Genomic DNA, 24,105 nt, shown 5'->3' on the forward strand with positions numbered 1-24,105 from the left:
CTAATTTTTCCGGCCTGCATTCGTTTTATAGGGACGACGTGCCTTTGTGCTTCCTGCCTACTGAAACCGGATGCTAAGAAATGAATGCTGAAGACTCCTTGAAACTTGCTCGCCGGTTTATCGGGTTGCCCCTGGAAAAGCGCCAGATGTTCCTTGCGGCCTTGCACAAGGAGGGCGTGGATTTCGCCCGTTTTCCGATACCTCAAGGCGTCGAAGCCGAGGATCGTCAGGCGCTGTCCTACGCGCAGCAACGCATGTGGTTTCTGTGGCAGCTGGACCCGCACAGTGGCGCCTACAACTTGCCCGGTGCAGTGCGCCTTACTGGTCGTTTGAACCACTCGGCGCTGGAGCGGGCGTTCGCCAGCCTGGTGGCGCGTCACGAAACCTTGCGCACGGTTTTCCAGCACCAGCCTGACGAGAGTCTGCTTCAGGTTGCGGCCAGCGCGCCGCTGCAGATCGGGCAGATCGACTTCAGTGCGCTACCGCTCGCCGAGCGTGAACACGCGGTGGCCGACTCGGCGCAGCAGCAATCACTGCTGCCGTTCGATCTGGCGGTCGGGCCGCTGTTGCGGGTGCAGTTGCTCAAGCTTGCCGAGCAGGAACATGTGCTGCTGCTGACCCTGCATCACATCGTCTCCGATGGCTGGTCGATGAACGTGCTGATCGACGAATTCATCCGCTGCTATGACGCTCACGATGCCGGGCAGGAACCGCAGCTGGCCCCGTTGCCGATTCAATACAGCGACTACGCCCTGTGGCAGCGGCGCTGGCTGGAAGCTGGTGAGCAAGCGCGGCAACTCGAGTACTGGCAAGCAACGCTGGGCCAGGAGCATCCGGTGCTGGAACTGCCCGCCGATCACTCGCGTCCGGCGATGCCGAGCTATCGCGGCACGCGCTATGAATTCGGCATCGACGCCGCGCTCGCCGGGCAATTGCGCAGCACCGCCCAGCAGCACAACGTTACCTTGTTCATGGTGTTGCTCGGCGCCTTCAATGTGCTGTTGCACCGCTACACCGGGCAGACCGACATCCGCGTCGGCGTGCCGATTGCCAATCGCAATCGCGGCGAAACCGAAGGCCTGATCGGCTTCTTCGTCAACACTCAAGTACTGCGCACGCAACTCGACGGTCAGACCCGCGTGGCTGATCTGCTCGGCGCCATCAAGGAAACGGCGCTCGGTGCCCAGTCGCACCAGGACTTGCCGTTCGAGCGTCTGGTCGAAGCGCTGAAACTCGAACGCAGCCTCAGCCACACGCCGCTGTTCCAGGTGATGTACAACCACCAGCCGCAGGTGGCCGACATTTCCACGGTTACCACCGCATCCGGGCTGCAGCTGGGCGCGATCGAGTGGGAAGGGCGCACCACGCAGTTTGATCTGACGCTGGACACCTACGAAAAGGCTGGCACGTTGCACGCCGCGCTGACGTACGCCAATGACCTGTTCGATGCGTCGACCATCGCGCGCATGTCGCAGCACTGGACGCGCCTGTTGCATGGGATGGTAAGCGATTCGCAGCAACGCATCAGTGAGCTGCCGCTGCTCGAAGCGGCCGAGTATCAGCGCATCGTGCGTGACTGGAATCGTGCCGACGATGGTTTCGCGTACGACCTGTGCATTCATGAATTGATCAGCCAGCAAGTCGCCACCCGCCCGAACGCGTTGGCGGTGACCTTCGCCACTAAACAACTGACGTACACCGGGCTGGATATGCAGGCCAATCGCCTCGCCCACAAGCTGGTCGAACTGGGCGTGGGCCCGGAGGTGCGGATCGGTGTGGCGATGGAGCGTTCCGATGCGATGCTGGTGGCGTTGCTGGCCGTGCTCAAGGCCGGTGGCGCCTACGTGCCGCTGGACCCGGATTACCCGGCTGAACGCATTGCGTACATGCTGGAAGACAGCTGCGCCCTGGTATTGCTGACGCAGCAGGCTGTCGCCGCGACATTGACTGTTGGAGTCGGCACGCAAGTCTTGCTGATGGACGATATCGAATCGGTGCTGGCGCCTTACCCAACCAGCGCACCGGTCACCCGCGTCACGCCGGACAACCTCGCCTATGTGATTTACACCTCTGGCTCCACCGGCAAACCCAAAGGTGTGGCCATCGCCCATCGCAACGTGCTGGCGCTGATCGACTGGTCGAAATCGGTCTACCGTGGCGAGGACATTCAAGGGGTACTGGCCTCAACTTCGGTCTGCTTCGATTTGTCCGTATGGGAGCTGTTTGTGACGCTGGCCAACGGCGGCTCGGTGATCATCGCCCGCAATGCCCTGGAATTGCCGCAGTTGCCGGCCCGGGATCAGGTGCGCCTGATCAACACCGTGCCGTCGGCCATCAACGCATTGCTGCGTGACGGGCAGATCCCGTCGGGCGTGCGCATCATCAACCTCGCTGGCGAGCCGCTGAAGCAGAGCCTGGTGGAGGCGTTGTATCAGCATTCATCCGTCGAGCACGTCTACGATTTGTACGGTCCATCCGAAGACACCACCTATTCAACCTGGACCCGCCGCGAGGTCAATGGCCGCGCTAACATCGGCCGCCCGCTCAAGCACACCGCCAGTTATTTGCTGGATGCCGACCTGCAACCGGTGCCCCAAGGCGTGGCCGCGGAGCTGTACCTGGCGGGCGCGGGCATCACCCGCGGGTACCTCGCACGCCCGGGCATGACCGCTGAAAAATTCCTCCCGAACCCGTTTGCCGGCAACGGCGAACGCCTGTACCGCACCGGTGACCTGACCCGCTATCAAGCCGACGGCTCACTGCAATACGTCGGGCGCATCGACCATCAGGTCAAGGTCCGCGGCTTTCGGATCGAGCTGGGTGAAATCGAAGCGCGCCTTTTGCAGCAAGAGGCCGTGCGCGAGCTGGCGGTGTTGGCGCAGGACGGCGCCAACGGGCAGCAGCTGGTCGCGTACATCGTGCCGACCGACCCAGCGTTAGTCGATGACAGCGGGGCGCAAGCCACCCTGCGTGAGTCCCTGAAAGCGGCGCTGCACCAGCATCTGCCGGACTACATGGTCCCGGCGTTCCTGTTATTCCTTGCACACTTGCCGTTGACACCCAACGGCAAACTGGATCGCAGGGCTTTGCCGCCGATTGACGGTTCGCAGCAACAGCGTGAACACGTTGCACCGCGCACGGCCATGGAAAAAGCCCTCGCTGCCATCTGGCAAGACGTGCTGGCCCTCGACAACGTCGGTCTGGATGACAACTACTTCGAACTGGGCGGTGATTCTATCGTCGCAATGCAAGTGGTCAGCCGAGCGCGTCAGGCCGGGATCGTCCTGAGCCCCAAGGATCTGTTCCAGCACCAGGTCATCCGCAGTCTGGCCCAGGCTGCCCGGAGTGATGATCAGCCGTTGTTCGATCAAGGTCCGGCGAGCGGCGCGGTGGCATTGGCGCCAGTGCAACAGTGGTTTTTTCAACAGGCGATCCCCGGACGTCAGCACTGGAACCAGTCGCTGCTGCTGGTGCCGCGTGAGGCATTGAACGTCGAGGCGCTGGACCGCGCGTTCGAGCAATTGCTGACCCTTCATGACAGCTTGCGCCTGCGCTACGAAGAGACTGCCGAAGGCTGGCAGCAAACCTACGCGGCGCCCATCACGCAATCGGTGTTGTGGCAGCGTCAGGCCCAGTCGGTCAAGGCGCTCAATGCTTTGTGCGACGAAGCCCAACGCAGCCTCGATTTGCAAAGTGGATCGTTGGTCCGGGCACTGCTGGTGGCAATGGCCGATGGCACCCAGCGTTTGCTGTTGGTCATCCATCACCTGGTGGTGGACGGCGTTTCCTGGCGTGTACTGCTGGAAGATCTGCAACAGTTCTACAACGGCACCATGGAGATGGCAAAAACCAGCACTTATCAACACTGGGTCACTCGTCTGCAAGATCATCTTCCAGCCTTTGAAAAAAGCCTGGGCCACTGGCAAACCCAACTGCGCGACGCTCCGAATGATTTGCCCTGCGACCGTCCGAACGGTGCGCTGCAAAACCGCTTCGAGCACAAGCTCGAGATCAGGCTCGACGCCGCGCAAACCCACAAACTGCTGCAACAAGCCCCGGTGGCCTATCGCACCCAAGTCAATGATCTGCTGCTGACCGCGCTGGCACGCGCGATTTGCCGCTGGAGCGGGCAGGGCAGCGCACTGATTCAGCTCGAAGGGCATGGTCGCGAAGACCTGTTCGACGACATCGATTTGACCCGCACCGTCGGGTGGTTCACCAGCCTTTTCCCGATCAACCTGATGCCGGCGAGTGACCTCGGCGCGTCGATCAAGACCATCAAGGAACAGTTGCGAGCGGTGCCCGATAAGGGGCTCGGCTTTGGGGCGTTACGTTACCTCGGCACGCCTGCAATGCGCGCCGAACTGGCTGCATTGCCGCAACCGCGCATCACCTTCAACTATCTTGGCCAGTTCGACCGCCAGTTCGATGACGCCGCGATGTTCGTGCCGTCCAGCGAAGGCAGCGGCCAGGCCCAGGACGCCGAGGCGCCGCTGAGCAACTGGCTGACCGTCGAAGGTCAGGTCTACGGCGGTGAGTTGGCGCTGAGCTGGGGTTTCAGTCGCGAGATGTTCGACATCACGACCATCCAGCGTCTGGCTGACGATTACGCACAAGAACTGAGCGCGCTGATCGATCATTGTTGCGCCCTCGAGTTCGCCCAGGCCACGCCCTCCGACTTCCCGCTGGCGCGCATCAGCCAGACGGAGCTCGACGGATTGCCGGTGGCAGTCGCCACACTCGAAAACCTTTACCCACTGTCGCCGATGCAGCAGGGCATGCTATTCCACACCCTGTACGAACCCGAAACCGGCGCCTACATCAGCCAGTTGCGCCTGGACATTCAAGGCCTTGACCCGCAGCGTTTTGCACAGGCTTGGCAGGCTGCGCTGGAGCGCCACGACATCCTGCGCAGCAGTTTCCACTGGCAAGGCCTCGACACCGCGCATCAGGCGATCGTCCGGCAAGTCGCGTTGCCGCTTGAAGTACTTGAGGCATCTGACACAGACACGCTGGCCGACACCGAACGTGCCCAGGGTTTTGAACTGGGCTGCGCGCCGCTGTTTCGCCTGAAGCTGGTGCGCACCGGCACCGATGACTGGCACCTGATCTACACCAGCCACCACATTTTGATGGACGGCTGGAGCAACGCGCAGTTGCTCGCCGAAGTCATCCGGCACTACTGCGCTGGCGAGCCGCTACGGGCGCCGGCCGGGCAATACCGTGATTATCTGGGCTGGTTGCAGCAGCAGTCCGTCGTCGCCGGCGAGCAATTCTGGAGAACCGCATTGGCACCGCTGCAAGCGCCAACGCTGTTAGCCGAAGCCTTGCGACCACCTGTGGGGGCCGAGGGTAGCGAGCAACGCCGTGTCGCCCTGACCAGCCGCGTAACCCAGCGTCTTTGCGAATTTGCCCGTCAACAGAAAGTGACCCTCAACACCTTGATGCAAGCCGCCTGGAGCCTGTTGCTGCACCGCTACACTGGCCAGGATTGCGTGGTGTTCGGAGCTACTGTGGCGGGTCGTTCTGCACCGTTGCCGGGGATCGAAGAGCAACTCGGGCTGTTCATCAACACGCTGCCGCTGATTTGCACGATGCAGCCCGACTGCACGGTCAGCCAATGGCTGGCCAAGTTGCAAGGGTTGAACCTCGCCATGCGCGAGTTCGAGCACGTACCGCTTTACGACATTCAGGGCTGGGCAGGGCAGCAGGGTTCGACGCTGTTTGACAGCCTGCTGGTGTTCGAAAATTTCCCGGTGGCCGAAGCGTTGAAACAGGGCGCCCCGGCCGGGTTATCGTTCTCCAACCTTCACAACCACGAACGCACCCACTATCCGTTGACGTTGGGCATCGAACTGGGCGAAGGCCTGAGCCTGGACTTCAGCTACGACGCGGCGCGATTCAGTGCGGCTCAGGTCGCTGAGTTGTCGATGAATTTGCAGCACCTGCTGATGCAGCTGGTGGCGCAGCCGGACGCCGCCCTGGGCACGCTGGAACTGCTCAATGCCGACAGTAAATTCGCGCTGCTTGCGATCTGCCAACCGCCGACGATCGAGTTATCCACAGCACTTCTGGTGCACGAACAAATTGCCGCCCAGGCAGCCGCGACCCCGCACGCGCTGGCGTTGCGGGTTGATGGTCAGTCCCTGAGCTACGCCCAGTTGAACAGCCAGGCCAACCGCCTGGCCCATCGTCTGATTGCCCGCGGCGCCGGGCCGGGCAAGCGTGTCGGTCTGGCGCTGCAGCGTGGCCCCCAGCTGATAATCAGCCTGCTGGCGGTCCTAAAAAGTGGCGCGGCGTATGTTCCTCTTGATCCGACCTACCCGATCGAACGCCTGACCTACATGACCGATGACAGCCGTCTCGACGTGCTGCTCTGCGAATCCGGCCTGCTGGAAGAGGTACGAGGCGTGCTACGGCTGAGCTTCGACGACAGCGCCGGCTACTGCGAGACCAATCCGCCAAACCACGCGGTCGCCGACGATCTGGCCTACATCATCTACACCTCCGGCTCCACCGGCCAACCCAAAGGCGTGGCCATCGCCCACGCCGCGTTGCGCGAGTTCTGCCGGAGCGCCGCCGACTATTCGCTGCTGTCAGCGGCGGACCGCGTACTGCAGTTCGCGACTTTCAGCTTCGACGGTTTCGTCGAACAGTGCTTCCCGGCGCTGTGCGTCGGCGCGGCGTTGATCATGCGCGGCGATGACATGTGGGACACCGGTCGTCTCGCCGCCGAAATCTTCCAGCACGGCGTAACCGTCGCGGACTTGCCGGCGGCTTACTGGTATTTGCTGGCCCGGGAATGCGCAATCGGTGGGGTTAGCGGTCTCGGTGCTCTGCGCCAGGTTCACGTCGGCGGCGAGGCGATGTCGGTTGAAGGGTTGCGCATGTGGCATCAGGCCGGATTGAGCCAGGTGCGACTGCTCAACACCTACGGTCCTACCGAGGCGACTGTGGTGTCCAGCGTGCATGAGTGCCGCCTCGACGACGCCAGCGATGCGCACGGTATTCCGATCGGTCGCGCCATCGCTGGCCGCGCGCTGTACGTGCTGGACCCGGCGGGTCAATTGTTGCCTTCCGGCGGCGTCGGCGAACTGTGTATTGGCGCGCCGGCCGGCCTCGCTCAGAGCTACTGCGATCGCCCCGCGCTGACCGCCGAACGTTTCCTGCCGGACCCGTTTGCCCAGGAGCCAGGTGCACGTTTGTACCGCAGCGGTGATTTGGCGCGTTACAACGCCGAAGGGCATCTGGAATACGTCGGCCGTATCGACCATCAGGTGAAAATTCGCGGTTTGCGCATCGAAACGGGCGAGATCGAAGCCTGCCTGCAGGCCCATGCAAGTGTGCGCGAGGCGGCGGTCATCGCGCAGGACGGTACGCAACTGGTGGCATACATCGTGGCCAGCGGCGTGGTGGATTGCGAGACAGACTATCTGCAAGGCCTCAAAGCCGGCTTGCGTCAGTCGCTGCCGGAATACATGGTGCCCAACCACCTGATCCTGTTGCCGAACCTGCCGCTCAACAACAACGGCAAACTGGATCGCCGGGCCTTGCCGCGCGCCGAAGCCAGCGGTGCCCAGCGTGACTTCGTGGCCCCGGCCGAAGGGCTGGAAACGCAATTGGCGCTGATCTGGCAGGAGGTGTTACAGGTCGAGCGAGTCGGCCGCAACGATAACTTCTTCGAGCTGGGCGGCCACTCGTTGCTGGTGTTGCAAGTGATTTCGCGGGTGCGTCAGCAGTTGCAGCTCGAACTGTCGGTGAGCAGCCTGTTCCGTGCCGCGAACCTGGCGGAATTTGCCGAGCGAGCAATCCTGGCGGGCGTCAGCGGACAACCGGTGCTGCAACGGGCGCCGACCGCTCAGCCGCCAGTTCTGTCGTACGCTCAACAGCGCCAATGGATTCTCTGGCAGCTGGACCCGCAAAGTCCGGCCTACAACATTCCCGCCGCGTTGCGCCTCAAGGGTTCGCTGAACCGCCAAGCCCTGCGCGAGGCCTTCGCCCAGTTGCAAGCCCGCCACCAGACCCTGCGCACGACGTTCGAACAGGATGGCCAGCAGGCGCGTCCACTGCTGCACCACAATCTGGCGCTGCATGTGGAGCACCGCTCGCTCGATCAGGTGTCGGTCGCCGCGGCCGTGGCAGACGAAATTGCGCGTCCATTCGACCTGCGCAACGGTCCGCTGTGGCGCGTCTTGCTGCTGCAGGTGGACACCGACGAACACGTGCTGGTGTTGACGGTGCACCACATCGCCGCCGATGGCTGGTCGATGCAAGTCATGATCGATGAGTTCAGCGAGCTGTATCACGCAGGCGTTGAAGATCGTTCTGCCGATTTGACGAGCCTGCCGGTGAACTACAGCGACTACGCCCGTTGGCAACGCGACTGGCTGGACGCAGGCGAGGGTGCCCGCCAACTGACCTGGTGGCGCGAGCAACTGGCCGGCCGCCAGGCGCCGCTTGAATTGCCAAGCGAACTGACTCGTCCGGCTCGTCGCACCGAACGCGGAGCCAGCCTGATGCTCAACGTGGATAGCGACTTGCTCGCCGGTTTGCGTCAATGCGCCCAAGAGCAACAGGTGACCCTGTTTATGCTGTTGTTGGCGAGTTTTCAGACCTTGTTGCATCGCCAGAGCGGCCAGTCGAACATCAGCGTCGGCGTACCCAGCGCCGGTCGTTCGCGCCTGGAAACCGAAGGCTTGATCGGCTTCTTCATCAACACTCAGGTGCTGTGCGTCGAGATTGATGGGCAGCAGCCGTTCAGTTCCTTGCTGCAGCAGGTCAAGCAGGTTGCCTTGGGGGCACAAGCAAATCAGGACTTGCCGTTCGAGCAGTTGGTCGACGCCTTGCAGCCCGACCGCAGCCTCAATCACAGCCCGTTGTTCCAGGTGCTTTACAACCACCAGCAGCAGTTGGGCGCGAGCGTCGTGCGCACGGTGGCAGGCTTGGACGTCGAGCGTCTGCACTGGCAGCAACACACCACACAATTCGACCTGGTGCTCGACACTCAGGAGCAGGGCGAAGCACTCGACGCCAGCCTGACTTACGCCACAGACCTGTACGACGAGGAATCGATGAACCGACTCGCCGAGCAGTGGCTGAATCTGCTCCACGCGGTGGTTCGCGATCCACAGCAACGGGTCGCCGAGCTGGCCCTCATCGACCGGTCACAGCAAGAGGCCTTGGTGCAGCACTGGAATCCTGCGTTCCTGGCACAACCGGGGTCGCCGACCCTGCACCAGTTGTTCGAGGCGCAAGCCGCGCAACGACCGAACGCCATCGCCCTGGTTCACGAGGGCGAGCGACTGACCTATGCCGCGCTCAACGCCCAGGCCAACCAACTGGCGCGCAAACTCCGCGAGCAGGGCGTCGGCCCCGAAGTGCGGGTCGGCATCGCGACCGAGCGGGCGATGCCGTTGGTGATCGGGTTGTTGGCCATTCTCAAGGCCGGTGGTGCCTATGTGCCGCTCGATCCGCACTACCCGGCCGAACGCCTGGGCTACATGATCGAAGACAGCGGCATCACGCTGTTGCTTACCCAGCACCACTTGATCGACGGTCTGCCGGCCTGTGACGCTGTGCCGGTGCTGAGCCTGGAATTGCTGCAACTGGAAGCCTTCAGCGCTGACAACCTGTCGGCGCTGGCGACCCCGGACAACCTCGCCTACGTGATTTATACCTCCGGTTCCACCGGTCGGCCAAAAGGCGCATTGCTCAGCCATGGCAACGTTGGGCGACTGCTCACGGCCACCGCTGGCGAGTTCAACTTCGGCCCGGACGATGTCTGGACGCTGTTCCATTCCTACGCGTTCGACTTCTCGGTATGGGAACTGTTTGGTTCGCTGTGCACCGGGGGACGGCTGGTGATCGTGCCGTATTACATCAGCCGCGACCCGCAGGAGTTCCATCGTTTGCTGTGCGACGAAGGCGTGACGGTGTTGAACCAGACCCCGACCGCGTTCCGCCAGTTGCTGCCGATTGCCTGTGCCAGCCCAAAAAACATGACGCTGCGCCTGGTGATTTTTGGCGGTGAGGCGCTCGAAATCGCGAGCCTGCGTCCCTGGTTCGAACGCTTCGGCGACCGGCAGCCAACCCTGGTCAACATGTACGGCATCACTGAAACCACGGTGCACGTGACTTACCGTGCGATAGGCCTGGCCGACCTCGACGGCAAGGCCCAAAGCCCGATAGGCCTGCCGATTCGCGACCTGCGCTGGTACTTGCTCGACAGCCAGTTGCAGCCAGTTCCTGAGGGTGTGGCCGGCGAGTTGTACATCGCCGGTGCCGGGCTGGCGCGGGGTTATCACGGACGCTTCGGAATGACCGCCGAGCGCTTTGTGCCGAGCCCGTTCGAGGCCTCGCAGCGGCTCTATCGCAGCGGCGACCTGGCGCGTCAGCGTGCCGACGGCAGCATCGATTACCTCGGGCGGATCGACCAGCAAGTGAAGATCCGCGGTTTGCGCATCGAACTGGGTGAAATCGAAGCCGCGTTGCTGGCCCAACCGGGCGTGCGCCAAGCGGTGTTGAGCGTGCATTCGGGCGACGCCGGGCAGCAGCTTTGCGCCTATGTCGTGGCCGAACAGACACCGACAGACCCGATCGCCTGGCGCGACAACCTGCGCGCTGCGCTCAAGGTGGATCTGCCGGATTACATGGTGCCGAGCCACTGGTTGCTGCTGGATGCCTTGCCACTGACCGCTAACGGCAAGCTCGACCGCAAGGCCTTGCCGATGCCCGATGCGCAGGAATGGCAGCGTCCGTTCGAAGCGCCCGAAGGCGACCTTGAGCAGCGACTGGCGGCCATCTGGGCCGACGTGCTGGGCGTGGCGCAGATCGGTCGGCGCGACAACTTTTTTGAGTTGGGCGGGCATTCGCTGCTCGCCGCCCAGGCCAGTGCCCGTGTGGAACTGGAACTCAGCATCGAGTTGCCGCTGCGCACGCTGTTCGAATCCGCCGACCTTCAGGCTTATGCCGCCATGGCCGGGCAACATGCCCCGGCTGACCACGATGCACGTCTTGATGCGCTTGAGTCGCTGCTCGACGAGATGGAGATCAACTGATGGAACACACCACCGCCCAACGCATCGCCACCCGCTTCGCCGGCCTGCCTGCCGGCAAGCGCCGCGAGTTTGTGCAACGCATGCAAGAGCAGGGCGTGAGCTTCGGCCAGCTGCCGATTCCGCCCGCTGCCGAGCTGCAAACGACGTTCGAGCTGTCGTACGCGCAGCAGCGTCAATGGTTCCTCTGGCAGCTTGATCCGCACAGTTCGGCGTACAACATTCCGGCGGCGTTGCGTTTGCACGGGCCGCTGAATGTCGCGGCATTGCAACAGAGCTTCGACGTGCTGCTGGAGCGGCATCAGAGCCTGCGCAGCCGTTTTGTCGAGGACGACGGGAACGTGTTGCAGACACTGGCCGATGTCACCTCGCTGCCCATCGAACGGATCGATCTGCGCGGCGAACCTCAGACGCAGCGCTTCGATCAGGCGATGAACAGCGTTGAGCAGGAGATCGCCCGACCGTTTGATCTTCAGCACGGGCCATTGTTGCGGGTCACTCTGTTGCAGCTCGACGCCGAAGACCACGTGCTGTTACTGACTCTGCACCACATCGTCACCGATGGCTGGTCGATGGGCGTGTTGGTTGAGGAGTTTTCCCGACTTTACGCCGCGCATTGCCAAGGCCGGAACGCTGCGCTTGAAGCATTGCCGATTCAATATTCGGACTACGCTCTGTGGCAACGCCGCTGGATGGAAGCCGGCGAGCTGGAACGCCAACTCAACTGGTGGCGCGACCGTCTGGGCCGCGAGCAACCGTTGCTCGAATTGCCCACCGACCGTCCGCGCCCGGCGCAACCGAGCCAGCGCGGTGCGCGTCTGGATTTTGCCCTCGACGCGACCTTGGCAAGCGGCCTGATGAGCCTGGCCAAACAGCGCGGCGTCACGCCATTCATGTTGTTGCTGGCGAGTTTTCAGGTGCTGCTCTTTCGCTACAGTGGCCAGCCTGACGTGCGCGTTGGCGTGCCGATTGCCAACCGTAATCGCACGGAAACCCGTGGCTTGATCGGCTTTTTCGTCAACACCCAGGTGATGCGTGCCGAGCTCGATGGGCGATTGCCGTTCAGCCGGTTGCTCGACCAGACTCGCGCCGCATCCCTGGATGCCCAGGATTATCAGGACTTGCCTTTCGAGCGGCTGGTGCAGGCGCTGCAAAGTGGACGCAGCCTGAGCCACAGCCCGCTGTTCCAGGTGATGTTCAACCACCAGCAAGCCAAACCGGCAGCGGTCAGCGGCTTGCTCGCCGGCCTGCGCGTCGAGGCGCTGAAGGCCACGGCGCACACCACGCAGTTCGACCTGCAACTGGACACGCAGGAAGAGGGCGACAAGCTGTTCGCCAGCCTGACCTATGCCATCGATTTGTTCGACGCTGAACGCATTGAGCGCCTTGCGCGTCATTGGCGCAACTTGTTGGCCGGTGTGTTGGCGATCCCACAGTGTCCTATTGCCGAGTTGCCGTTGCTGGATGCCGACGAGCGTCTGCGCATTCTCGATGACCTCAACGATACCGCTCAACTCTACCCGGGCGAAGTCTGCGTGCAGCGCCATTTCGAGGCGCGTGTGGCTGACAACCCAGCGGCGACGGCGCTGGTGTTCCAGGGCCAGTCCATGACGTATGCCGAGCTGAACCTGCGCGCCAATCGTCTGGCCCACCACTTGCGCGCTCAGGGTGTCGGCCCGGAAGTGCTGGTGGGGATTGCTTGCGATCGTTCGTTTGAAATGGTCGTCGGCCTGCTGGCGATTCTCAAGGCCGGTGGCGCGTATGTGCCGCTGGACCCGCAATACCCGGTCGATCGCTTGAGCTACATGATCGAAGACAGCGGCATTGCGCTGTTGCTGACCCAGGAACAGGTGCTGGCGCAACTGCCGACACCGGACCACGTGCGCACTGTGTGCCTGCACGCCGAGGCCGATTGGCTTGACGACATGCCCGGCGATGATCTGTCCAACCTGGCCCTCGCAGAAAACCTTGCCTATGTGGTTTACACCTCCGGCTCCACCGGCAAACCCAAGGGCGCGGGCAACCGCCATGTGGCGCTGCACAACCGCCTGGAGTGGATGCAGCAAGCCTACAAACTGCTGCCGAGCGACCGCGTGCTGCAAAAGACGCCATTCAGTTTCGACGTGTCGGTGTGGGAGTTTTTCTGGCCATTGATGAAGGGCGCCACCCTGGTCATCGCCGCGCCGGACGAGCATCGCGATCCGCAACGTCTCGCCGCGTTGATCGTCGAGCAGGCGATCACCACGCTGCACTTTGTGCCGTCGATGCTCTCAGCGTTTATCGGTGCCGACGAGGCGCTGGCCTGTACCTCGTTGCAGCGCATCATTTGCAGCGGTGAAGCGTTGCCGATGGAACTGCAACGCCAGACCTTGCGCTGCCTGCCGCAAGCCAATCTCTACAACCTGTATGGCCCGACCGAAGCGGCCATCGACGTGACCCACTGGACCTGTGTGGAAGAGGGGCGCGACAGCGTACCGATCGGTCGTCCGATCGCCAATCTACGCACGTGCATCCTCGACAGCGAACTGCAACCGTTGCCCCTGGGTGCGGTGGGCGAGTTGTACCTGGGCGGCGTCGGTCTGGCGCGCGGTTATCACCGTCGTAGTGCGCTGACCGCCGAGCGTTTCGTGGTCGATCCGTTCGGCAGTGGCGAGCGCCTGTATCGCACTGGTGACCTGGCGCGTTATCGCGCTGACGGCGCCATCGACTACTGCGGCCGTATCGACCATCAAGTAAAAATTCGCGGTTTGCGCATCGAGCTCGGCGAGATCGAAGCGCGCCTGTACGAATATATCGATGTGCAGGAAGCCGTGGTGCTCGCGCTCGATGGCCCGAGCGGCAAGCAATTGGTTGCGTACATCGTGCCGCAAGATAAAGCTTTGGTCAGCGCCGATGCCGAGGACCAAGGCGTCTGGCGCGAAACCCTCAAAACTCATCTGCTGGCGAGCCTGCCGGATTACATGGTGCCTGCGCACACCGTACTGATCGAGCAAATGCCCCTGAGCCCCAATGGCAAACTCGACCGCAAACGCCTGCCGGCACCGACCTCGCAGGTCAGCCAACGCGCCTTCGAACCACCGCGCAACGAACACGAACAGGTGTTGGCGCAGATCTGGCAGGACGTGCTGGGCGTGGAGCAGGTGGGGCGTCAGGACAATTTCTTTGAGCTGGGCGGCGACTCGATCATTTCGATCCAGGTGGTCAGCCGTGCGCGCCGTGCCGGTCTGAGCCTGCAACCCCGTGACCTGTTCCAGCAGCAAACCTTGCAAGCCCTGGCCGCCGTGGTCAAGGAACAAGCCGCACCGCTGGCGCAACAAGGGCCAGTGGACGGCCTGCAAAAGCTCACACCGATCCAGCGCTGGTTCTTCCAGGAATCGATCCCGCAACGCGCGCACTGGAACCAGGCGGTGCTGCTGACGCCGCGTGAAACCCTCGAATTGCCGCGCCTGCAAGCCGCGCTGCAACGTTTGCTCAAGCAGCACGATGCGTTGCGTTTGCGCTTCAGCCAGGTCGACGGCCAATGGTCGGCACGCTATGTCGGAGCCGACAGCTGCGATGTCATCGACATGCTCTGGACCGCTCGCGTCGCCAGCAATGAATCGCTGGAAGCGGTGTGCGACGAAGCGCAGCGCAGCCTCAGTCTGCAAGACGGGCCGTTGCTGCGCGTGGCGCTGATTGCTCTGGCCGATGGTTCCCAGCGTTTGCTTTTGGTGATTCATCACCTGGCTGTGGACGGTGTGTCGTGGCGGGTGTTGCTGGAAGATTTGCAGGCGGCTTACCAAGCGCAAGAACTGCCACCGAAGACCAGCGCCTTTCAGACCTGGGCCGACAAACTTGACGCGTACGCACGATCCGAAGCCGCTGCCGGCGAACTGGACTGGTGGCAGGCGCATTTGAGTGTGGCGAATGATTCGCTGCCCGCCGCCAACGCTCAGGCCAGTCAGGCCGGGCATTTGCGCCAGGGCGTCAGCATCGGTCTCGACCGCGAACAGACTCGCCAGTTGCTGCAACAGGCGCCGGCGATCTACCGCACACAGGTCAACGACCTGCTGCTGACCGCGCTGGCTCGCACCCTCAGCCGCTGGACCGGCCACACCTCGGCGCTGGTTCAGCTCGAAGGTCACGGCCGCGAAGAGCTGTTCGACGACATCGACCTGACCCGCACCGTCGGTTGGTTCTCCAGCCTGTTCCCGGTGCGCCTGACGCCGACTGCCGACCTTGCCGGTTCGATCAAGGCCATCAAGCAGCAACTGCGCGAAATCCCCGGCAAAGGCATGGGCTACGGCCTGTTGCGCTACATGGGCGATGCGTCGACCCAAGCGGCGTTGGCGGCGTTGCCGCAAGCGCGGGTGACGTTCAACTACCTCGGCCAGTTCGATCAGAGCTTCGCCGAAGACGCACTGTTCAAACCGGCCACGGAGTCCAGCGGCGCTGCGCAATCGGCGCAGGCACCGTTGCCGAACTGGCTGTCGGTGGACGGTCAGGTGTATGGCGGTGAACTGAAACTCGACTGGACCTTCAGCCACGAATGTTTTGACCCGCGTGAAATCGAAGCGCTGGCTGCGGATTATCAACGCGAGTTGCTGGCGCTGATTGCCCATTGCCTGAGCGACGGCGCAGGCGGCGTGACCCCGGCGGATTTCCCACTGGCGCGCCTGACCCAGGCGCAACTCGATGGTCTGCCGGTGCCCCCGGCACAGATCGAAGACCTGTATCCGCTGTCGCCGATGCAGGCCGGTTTGCTGTTTCACAGCTTGTACGAGCCGGCGTCCGGCACGTACGTCAATCAGCTCAGCGTCGAAGCCGGTGGGCTTGATGCCGATCGGCTGGGCCGCGCGTGGCAAACGGTGCTCGACGCCCATCCGATCCTGCGCAGCAGCTTCCACTTCCCGGACGGCTTCGAGGTGCCGGTGCAGCTGGTCCATCGTCACTTGCAGTTGCCGCTGACACGCCTCGACTGGCGTGGCCGCAGCGATCAATCCGAAGCGCTGGCGCAGTTGATCGACAGCGAGCGCCTGCAACTCGATTCGACCCGCGCCCCGCTGATGCGCTTGACCCTGGTACGCCTCGACGATGAGCGTCAACAACTGATCTACACCCACCATCACCTGTTACTCGATGGCTGGAGCAACTCGCTGCTGTTGAGCGAAGTCTTGCAGCGATATGCCGGGCAGGCTGTGCAGACACCGGCCGGGCGTTTTGCCGATTACATCGGCTGGTTGCAACGTCAGGATGCTCATGCCGACGAGATGTTCTGGCGCGACCAACTGGCGGCGCTCGGCAATCCGACCCTGCTGGCGCAAAGCCTGGCCCATGGCGACTGTAAAAACCTGTCGGCACAGGAATTCGCCGACCATCTCCAGACCTTCGATGTCGTCACCAGCCAGCGCTTCCGAGAGTTTGCCCGTCAGCAAAAAGTCACGCTCAATACATTGGTGCAAGGGGCCTGGGCACTGCTGTTGCAACGCTACAGCGGTCAACGCTGCGTCGCTTTCGGCGCGACCGTGGCGGGGCGGCCGGTGGATGTGCCGGGGACTGAAAGTCAGCTCGGCCTGTTCATCAACACCTTGCCGGTGATCAGCAGCCCGGACGCGGTGGAAAACGTCGGTCAGTGGCTGACTCGTTTGCAGGCACAAAACCTTGAATTGCGTGAGCATGAATTTACCGCACTGAGCGACATTCAGCGCTGGGCCGGACGTGCCGGCGAGCCACTGTTCGACAGCCTGCTGGTGTTCGAAAACTTCCCGGTGGCCGAAGCGCTGCAACAGGGCGCGCCAGCCGGTTTGAGCTTCTCTGTTCCACAGAACCACGAGCGTACCAACTTTCCGCTGACCCTGGCCGCCACTGCCGAAGGCCAGCTCAGCCTGAACTGGAGCTACCAGTGCAGCCACTTCAGCGCCGCGGCGATTGCCCGCATGAGCGAGCATTTGGCGGCGCTGCTGGCGGCGATGGTCGCCGCGCCAGAAGCTGCGTTGAGTGAGCTGAACTTGCTGACTACGGCGGAACGCACACAGCAGTTGGTCGAGTGGAACCCGGCGTTTACTGCGGCGCAGAACCCGCTCTGCGTGCATCAATTGATAGAAACCCAGGCGGTCATCCGTCCGGACGCCACCGCCCTGATCTTCAACGATGTGGAATTGAGCTTCGACCAACTCAACCGTCGCGCCAACCAATTGGCCCACCGACTTCGTGCACTGGGTATCGGTCCGGAAGAGCGGGTTGGCCTGGCCATGCAGCGCTCGCCGGACATGATCATCGGCCTGCTGGCGATCCTCAAGGCTGGCGGTGCCTACGTGCCGCTGGACCCGGCCTACCCGATGGAGCGCCTGCGTTACCTGATGGAAGACAGCGGCATTTCGCTGATGATTTGCCAGTCGTGGCTGCGGGAAAAACTGCCGTTGCCCGATGGCTTGCCGGTACTGGAAATCGACCGCGAGCCGCTGCAATTGCTGGCCGACACCAACCCGGTCAACCGGACCTGCGGGGAAAATCTCGCGTACCTGATTTACACCTCTGGCTCCACCGGGCGCCCTAAAGGGGTAAGCGTGGCCCACGGTCCGTTGGCCATGCATTGCCTGGCGATTGGCGAGTTGTACGGCATGACCCGGGATGATCGCGAGTTGCAATTCGCCTCGATCAGTTTCGACGGCGCTCACGAACGCTGGCTGACGCCACTGGTGTTCGGTTCGGCGGTGATGCCGCGCGATGACGAGTTGTGGAGCGTGGAGCGCACCTGTGCCGAGATTGAAAAACACGGCATCACCATCGCCTGCTTCACCCCGAGCTATCTGTCGCAGATTGCCGATTTCATGGGCGAGGCGGGGCGTGACTTGCCGATTCGGTCGTACACCCCGTGCGGCGAAGGCATGGCCAAGCACGCGTTCGATGAAGTCCAGCAAGTGCTGCAACCCAAACGCCTGATCAACGGTTACGGCCCCACCGAAACGGTGATCACGCCGCTGATCTGGCTGGCATACCCGGATACCGAATTCGACTCGGCGTTCATGCCGATCGGGCGGCCGGTCGGTAACCGCAGCGCCTACATTCTGGACGGCGGTCTGCAGCCGTTGCCGGTCGGCGTCGCGGGTGAGTTGTACCTGGGCGGCGAGGGCGTTGCCCGTGGTTACCATCAACGCCCGGACCTGACCGCTGAGCGTTTTGTCCCGGACCCGTTTGTGCCAGGTGGCCGCTTGTATCGCAGTGGCGACCTTGCACGGCTGCGTGCCGACGGCGTCGTCGAGTACCTCGGTCGTATCGACCAGCAAGTGAAAATTCGCGGGTTCCGTATCGAACTCGGCGAGATCGAGGCCTGTCTGCTCGAACACCAAGGCGTGCGTGAAGCCTTGGTGATTGATCGCGAAGGACCGGTCAGCCGGCAGTTGGTCGGTTACCTGGTGCCGCGCGATCCGCTCGCCGATGAGCAGGATTTGCGTGAGGCGCTGACGGCTCATTTGCGCAGTCGGCTGCCGGCGCACATGTTGCCGGCGCATTTGATGTGCCTGGCCGCACTGCCACTGACGCCGAACGGCAAGCTCGATCGCCAAGGCCTGCCAGCGCCGGAGGCTACTCGGCAGAACCACGATCATGTGGCCGCCGCGTCGCCCGCCGAAGCGTTGCTGGTGGAGATCTGGCAGGAATTGCTGGGCCTGGATTCGCTGGGCGTCACCGAAAACTTTTTCGAGCTGGGCGGCGATTCGATCATCTCGCTGCAGGCGGTGAGCCGTGCCGGACAGCGCGGTCTGGTGTTCAGTCCGAAGCAACTGTTCGAGCAGCAAACCATTCGGGCGTTGGCCTGCGTGGCCACCAGCCGTGACGTAGCGCTGACCGAAGCGCCGAAAGTCGGCGCTTTTTCGCTGGTGCCGCACATCGATAGCGCCGCCCGTGAAGGCCTGCAGGATTTGTATCCGCTGTCGCCGATGCAGCAAGGCATGTTGTTTCACTGTCTCGATTCGCCGGAGCTGAATCCCTACGTCAACCAGTTGAGCGTAGCGGTGGACGGTTTGCAGGTACCTCGTTTTCGCGCCGCCTGGCAGTCGTTGGTTGCGCGTCACGAAGTGCTGCGCGCCGCGTTTCGCTGGCGCGATGGCCTCGCCGATCCGCTGCAAGCGGTGTTCGCCGACGTTGATCTGCCGATCGAAGAACTCGACTGGCGTGAACGCTGCGACGCCGAACAGGCGCTGGGCGAGTTGGCGGCGGCAGAACAGGCCAAAGGCTTCGACCTGAGCTGCCCGCCGTTGATGCGTTTTATCCTGGTGCGTCTGGGCGATGATCGTTACCAGATGATCTGGATTTACCATCACCTGTTGCTCGACGGCTGGAGCGCCTCGCGTTTGCTGGGCGACATGCTGCGCCTGTATCACAACAACAGCCTGCCGCCCCTGACCGGGCGTTACGCCGACTACATTGCCTGGCTGCAACGCCAGGACAGTGCACAGGCCGAAGGTTTCTGGCGTGAGCGTCTGGCGTTGCTCGAAGCACCGACCATCCTGGCCAAGGCGGGCGGTGCGACCGGCTCCGGTCATGGCGTGATGTACAGCAACCTCGACGCCGAAGCAACGCGCAAACTGCACACCTTCGCCAAGCGTCAGCGCGTGACACTCAACACGCTGGTGCAAGGCGCGTGGCTGCTATTGCTGCAGCGTCACAGCGGCCAGCGCAGCGTCGCGTTCGGTGCCACGGTGGCGGGGCGTCCGACCGGTTTGGCGGGTGCTCAGGACATGCTCGGCCTGTTCATCAACACCTTGCCGGTCATTCAGACACTCGATCCGCACCAACCCCTGGGCGAATGGTTGCGCCAGTTGCAGGATTACAACCTGATGGTCCGCGACTTCGAGCACACGCCGCTATCGGACATTCAGCGCTGGGCCGGGCAGGGTGGCCAGGGCTTGTTCGACAGCATCATCGTGTTCGAAAACCATCCGGTGGACCGAGCCTTGAAAGGCGGCGAGGAAGGGGAACTGCGCTTTGCCGAAGTGGGCAGTGGCGGTGTCACCAATTTCCCGATGGACTTGATGGTCAGCGCCAACGAAGACGGCCTGGAAGTCGAATACCTGTTCCTGCGTGAGCGCTTTAGTGACGCGGAGGTCGAGCGTATTCGTGCGCAGCTGGAAGGGTTGTTGCGTGCGCTGCCGGAGGATGCTTCTTGCCTGCTCGGCAATATTGGTTTGCCGCAGGCACGTTTCAGCCTGCCGCAGGCGTCCGACGACAACGCTGATTTGCTGCACGCGTTCAATCAACACGTCAAAGCGCAGCCGCAGAATATCGCCTTGATCTGTGAAGATCGGCACGTCAGTTATGCCGAGCTTGAGGTGCAGGCCAATGGGCTGGCGCAGCAATTGATTGATCGCGGTATCGGCCCGGAAAGCCTGGTTGCGGTGGGGTTGCCGCGTTCCGAACGCACCATCGTCGCGTTTCTCGCGGTGCTCAAGGCAGGGGCGGCTTACCTGCCTTTGGACCTGGCGTACCCGGCCGAGCGACTGACCTACATGTTGAGCGATTCGGCCGCCAGCCTGCTGCTGTGCGACAGCGACCTGGGTGATCGACTGACCCTGGCCGACAGCCCGCCGCGCCTGCTGCTGGATCAGTTGAGCGTCGCCGACAACGTTGCATCCCCGGTTTGCCATCCGTTGCCGGGGCACTTGGCGTACCTTATCTACACTTCCGGTTCCACGGGCCAGCCCAAAGGCGTGGCCGTGGCGCGAGGACCGATTGCCCGGCATTGCCGCAGCATCATCGAACTCTACGAACTGGCGCCGCGCAGCCGTGAGTTGCACTTCATGTCGTTCGCCTTCGACGGGGCGCAGGAGCGCTGGTTGAGTGTGATGTTGGCCGGTGGCAGCCTGGTGATTCGCGATGACAGTCTGTGGGGCCCTGAGCAAACTCTCGAAGTCATGCGGCATCACGGTGTCAGCGTGGCTTGCTTCCCACCGGCGTACCTGCAACAAATGGCCGAAGTGGCCGAACGTCTGGGCAACCCGCCGGCGGTCGAGGTGTATTGCTTTGGCGGCGATGCGGTGCCGGAGGCCAGCTTCGAGCGGGTCAAGCGTGCCCTGCGTCCGCAGCGTCTGGTCAACGGTTATGGCCCGACCGAAACCGTGGTCACGCCGCTGCTGTGGCGTGCCGAAGCCAGCGAAACCTGCGACGCGGCTTATGCGCCGATCGGGCGCGGTGTGGCGGGCCGTGGTTTGTATGTGCTGGATACCGATCTCAATCCGCTGCCGGTCGGCGTCAGTGGCGAGTTGTATCTGGGCGGCGAATGCCTGGCGCGTGGGTATCACCAGCGCCCCGGCATGAGCGCCGAGCGATTCATCCCCGATCCGTTCGAGGCCGGCGGCCGCATGTACCGTACCGGCGACCTTGTGCGCCAGCGAGGGTGCGGGTTGATCGACTACCTGGGGCGACTCGACCAGCAAGTGAAGATCCGCGGTTTCCGCATTGAACCGGGCGAAATCGAAGCGCGTCTGCGTGAGTACGCTGGCGTGCAGGACGCCGCCGTGGTGGTGCACGACACGCCGACCGGCAAGCAATTAGTGGGGTATGTGGTGGCGGCCGGTGCGGTCGGGCTGGATCGGCGTTTGAAGTCTGAACTGCAAGCGCAACTGCCGGATTACATGGTGCCGGCGCGGATACTGGTGTTGGAGCGATTCCCGCTATCGGCCAACGGCAAGCTCGATCATCGCGCACTGCCGACGCCTGAATGGGCGCTCGGCGGCTATCGTGCGCCGCGCAACGGCCTGGAGACGGCGCTGACCGCAATCTGGCAAGAAGTGCTCGGCGTGCCGCAAGTCGGCATCGACGACAACTTCTTCGAACTGGGGGGCGATTCGTTGCAAGTGCTGAAGGTCATCTCGCGTGTGCGCAGCCAGCCCCGCCTGGGCTTTGAATTGAAGCTGCGCGATCTGATGCAGAAGCCATCCATTGCCGAGCTCAGTGGCTATCAGGCCATCGAATCCACGTCTGCACCGGAGCCGCTGCTGGCGCTGAATGCACGGCTCGCGGATGTACCGGCGCTGTTTTGCCTGCACGCCGGGTTCGGCACGGTGTTCGACTACGAGCCGCTGGCGCGGCGACTCGAAGGTCGGCGTACGGTTTACGGCCTGCAATGCCGCATGCTGCTCGACCCGCACTGGCAGGACGAGTCGCTGCTGGCAATGGCCCAGGCCTATACGCAACGGATTCGTGCTCAGCAAGCCACGGGGCCGTATTACTTGCTGGGCTGGTCGTTGGGCGGTGCGTTGACCCAACTGGTCGCTCACGAGCTAGAAAACCAGGGTGAAACCGTGGCGTTTGCCGGGTTGGTTGACAGCTACGTGGCCGGCACCGCAGAAGCGGGGGACTGGCGCGAAGACTTGAGCGATTTTCTGACATTTGTGCTCGGTTTGCCGGCTGACGAGGCTCACGCCTTGATCGCGCTGAAAACCGTTGGCCTGAGTGAAGGCGCGGGCTCCACCGCCGTCATCGAAGCTGCATTGCACTGCTCCAATGAGCAGGCCGCATTGGGCGCGGGGGAGCTTACGCAGATCTTTGCCACCGGCTCACGCCTCAAGCAACTGGCGCTGGCGCATCGTCAACTGCCGGCCATCCACGTCTCGGCCCATCGCTGGTGGATGGTCGGGCGCGAAGACGAACGCCGGGTGTTCGAGGCTCAGGTCGGCCGTCAGGGTGTTGATCGTCTGTTGGCAGGCGGGCATTACGAGCTGCTGCGCGGTGATGAGTTGCTCGATGAGCTGGAAGGCTTGCTGGAACAACGCTTGGCTATGGCTTGAAAACGCGACATGGAAGGCGAGACGAATAACCTGTGGTAGGGGGGATGTGTGGTGGGGGGATTCTGTGGCCAGGGGATTCTGTGGCGAGGGGGTTTACCCCCGTTGGACTGCGCAGCAGTCCCATTTTCAGGGCCGCTCCGCGCCCCAACGGGGATAAATCCCCTCGCCACAGGTCAATGATGCCTTGGCCACAGGTCAATGCCTTGGCCATAGGTTTTTCGCTTCAAAATTTGTATTTACGCACCTGTTTTTGGGAAGGATTTGTCCATGGCCGTATTGCCAGAACTTGAAGCATTTCTAGAACTCGCCGAGTTCGGCCGGATGACCGGTAAAAGTCGTGCGATGCATGAACAGTCGCCGCAACAGGCGCGGATCGATTTTGAAGCATCTTCCGGGTTTCTGGACGTGCCGCTGGATAACCTGGTTTGCGAGCGTTTCACCTTGACCGCACGGGACGGCCACAGTCTGCCGGCGCGGCTGTATCGCGATGGGCAAGCGATCGACGGCTTGCAGCCGGTTGTGTTGTATTTCCATGGCGGTGGCTATGTGGTTGGCAGCCTCGATTCCCATGATGCGCTGTGCCGGCGGCTCGCCTTGCAGGGCGGGTTTGCGTTACTGACCGTGGATTATCGACTGGCGCCGGAGTGGCGTTTCCCGACGCCGGTGCTGGACGCCTGCGATGCCGGCAATTGGCTGGTGCGCGAAGGCGCGGCGTGGGGGCTGGATGCAGACCGGGTGGCATTGGTCGGTGACAGTGTGGGTGCGACACTGGCCACGGTACTGTCGATCATGGCCGTGCGTGAGCCTGCGGAACTGGCGTTGAAACCCAAAGCGCAGGTGCTGCTGTACCCGGTGACGGATGCGACCACAAAGCGCGCATCCCATCGAGATTTTGCCGAAGGCTATTTGCTGGAAACGGCAACGCTGGACTGGTTTTACGCGCATTACGCACGCACCGCAGAGGACCTTGCGGATTGGCGCTGCTCGCCGTTGCTGGCGGCTGATCTTTCAGGCATGGCGCCGGCACTGGTGTACCTGGCCGGGCACGATCCGTTGCGTGACGAAGGTAAGGCGTATGCCGATCTGCTGCGCGCGGCGGGGAACGAGGTGACGCTGCTGGAGCAGGCGGGGATGACCCATGACTTCATGCGCATGGCAGGGTTGTTAGGGGAAGTTGAAGGGACTCACTCGGAAGTGGCGGGGTGGGTGCGTTCGCGGGTTTGAGTTGAATTGAAAAACTGCCATGCCTGGATCAGGGGGGCGGTTTTTGTGCCCGGGCAGATGTT

3 protein-coding genes are annotated in these 24,105 nt (G+C 62.8%); all 3 read left to right on the forward strand.

The window, feature by feature from the left end; genetic code table 11:
* Positions 1-80 precede the first annotated feature (80 nt).
* The 3 genes from ACYZTS_RS15395 to ACYZTS_RS15405 all read left to right on the forward strand — a co-directional run bounded on the left by ACYZTS_RS15395 (position 81) and on the right by ACYZTS_RS15405 (position 24,043).
* Positions 81-11,057, forward strand: coding sequence for an amino acid adenylation domain-containing protein (locus tag ACYZTS_RS15395; RefSeq protein WP_461990223.1), 10,977 nt, complete (start codon positions 81-83; stop codon positions 11,055-11,057).
* Entirely contained in the window at positions 11,057-22,819 is an 11,763-nt protein-coding gene (locus ACYZTS_RS15400) for a non-ribosomal peptide synthase/polyketide synthase (RefSeq protein ID WP_461990225.1), read from the forward strand. Before ACYZTS_RS15395 ends, ACYZTS_RS15400 begins: the two co-directional genes overlap by 1 nt.
* Before the next feature lie 267 nt (positions 22,820-23,086).
* Positions 23,087-24,043, forward strand: coding sequence for an alpha/beta hydrolase (locus tag ACYZTS_RS15405; protein ID WP_028622617.1), 957 nt, complete (start codon positions 23,087-23,089; stop codon positions 24,041-24,043).
* Positions 24,044-24,105 lie beyond the last annotated feature (62 nt).

Source organism: Pseudomonas sp. TMB3-21, from assembly GCF_054898145.1.

Excerpts from the sequence above, each read along its gene's own strand:
- ACYZTS_RS15395 (WP_461990223.1), top strand. The coding sequence starts at position 81 with ATGAATGCTGAAGACTCCTTGAAACTTGCTCGCCGGTTTATCGGGTTG.
- ACYZTS_RS15405 (WP_028622617.1), top strand. The coding sequence starts at position 23,087 with ATGGCCGTATTGCCAGAACTTGAAGCATTTCTAGAACTCGCCGAGTTC.
- ACYZTS_RS15400 (WP_461990225.1), top strand. The coding sequence starts at position 11,057 with ATGGAACACACCACCGCCCAACGCATCGCCACCCGCTTCGCCGGCCTG.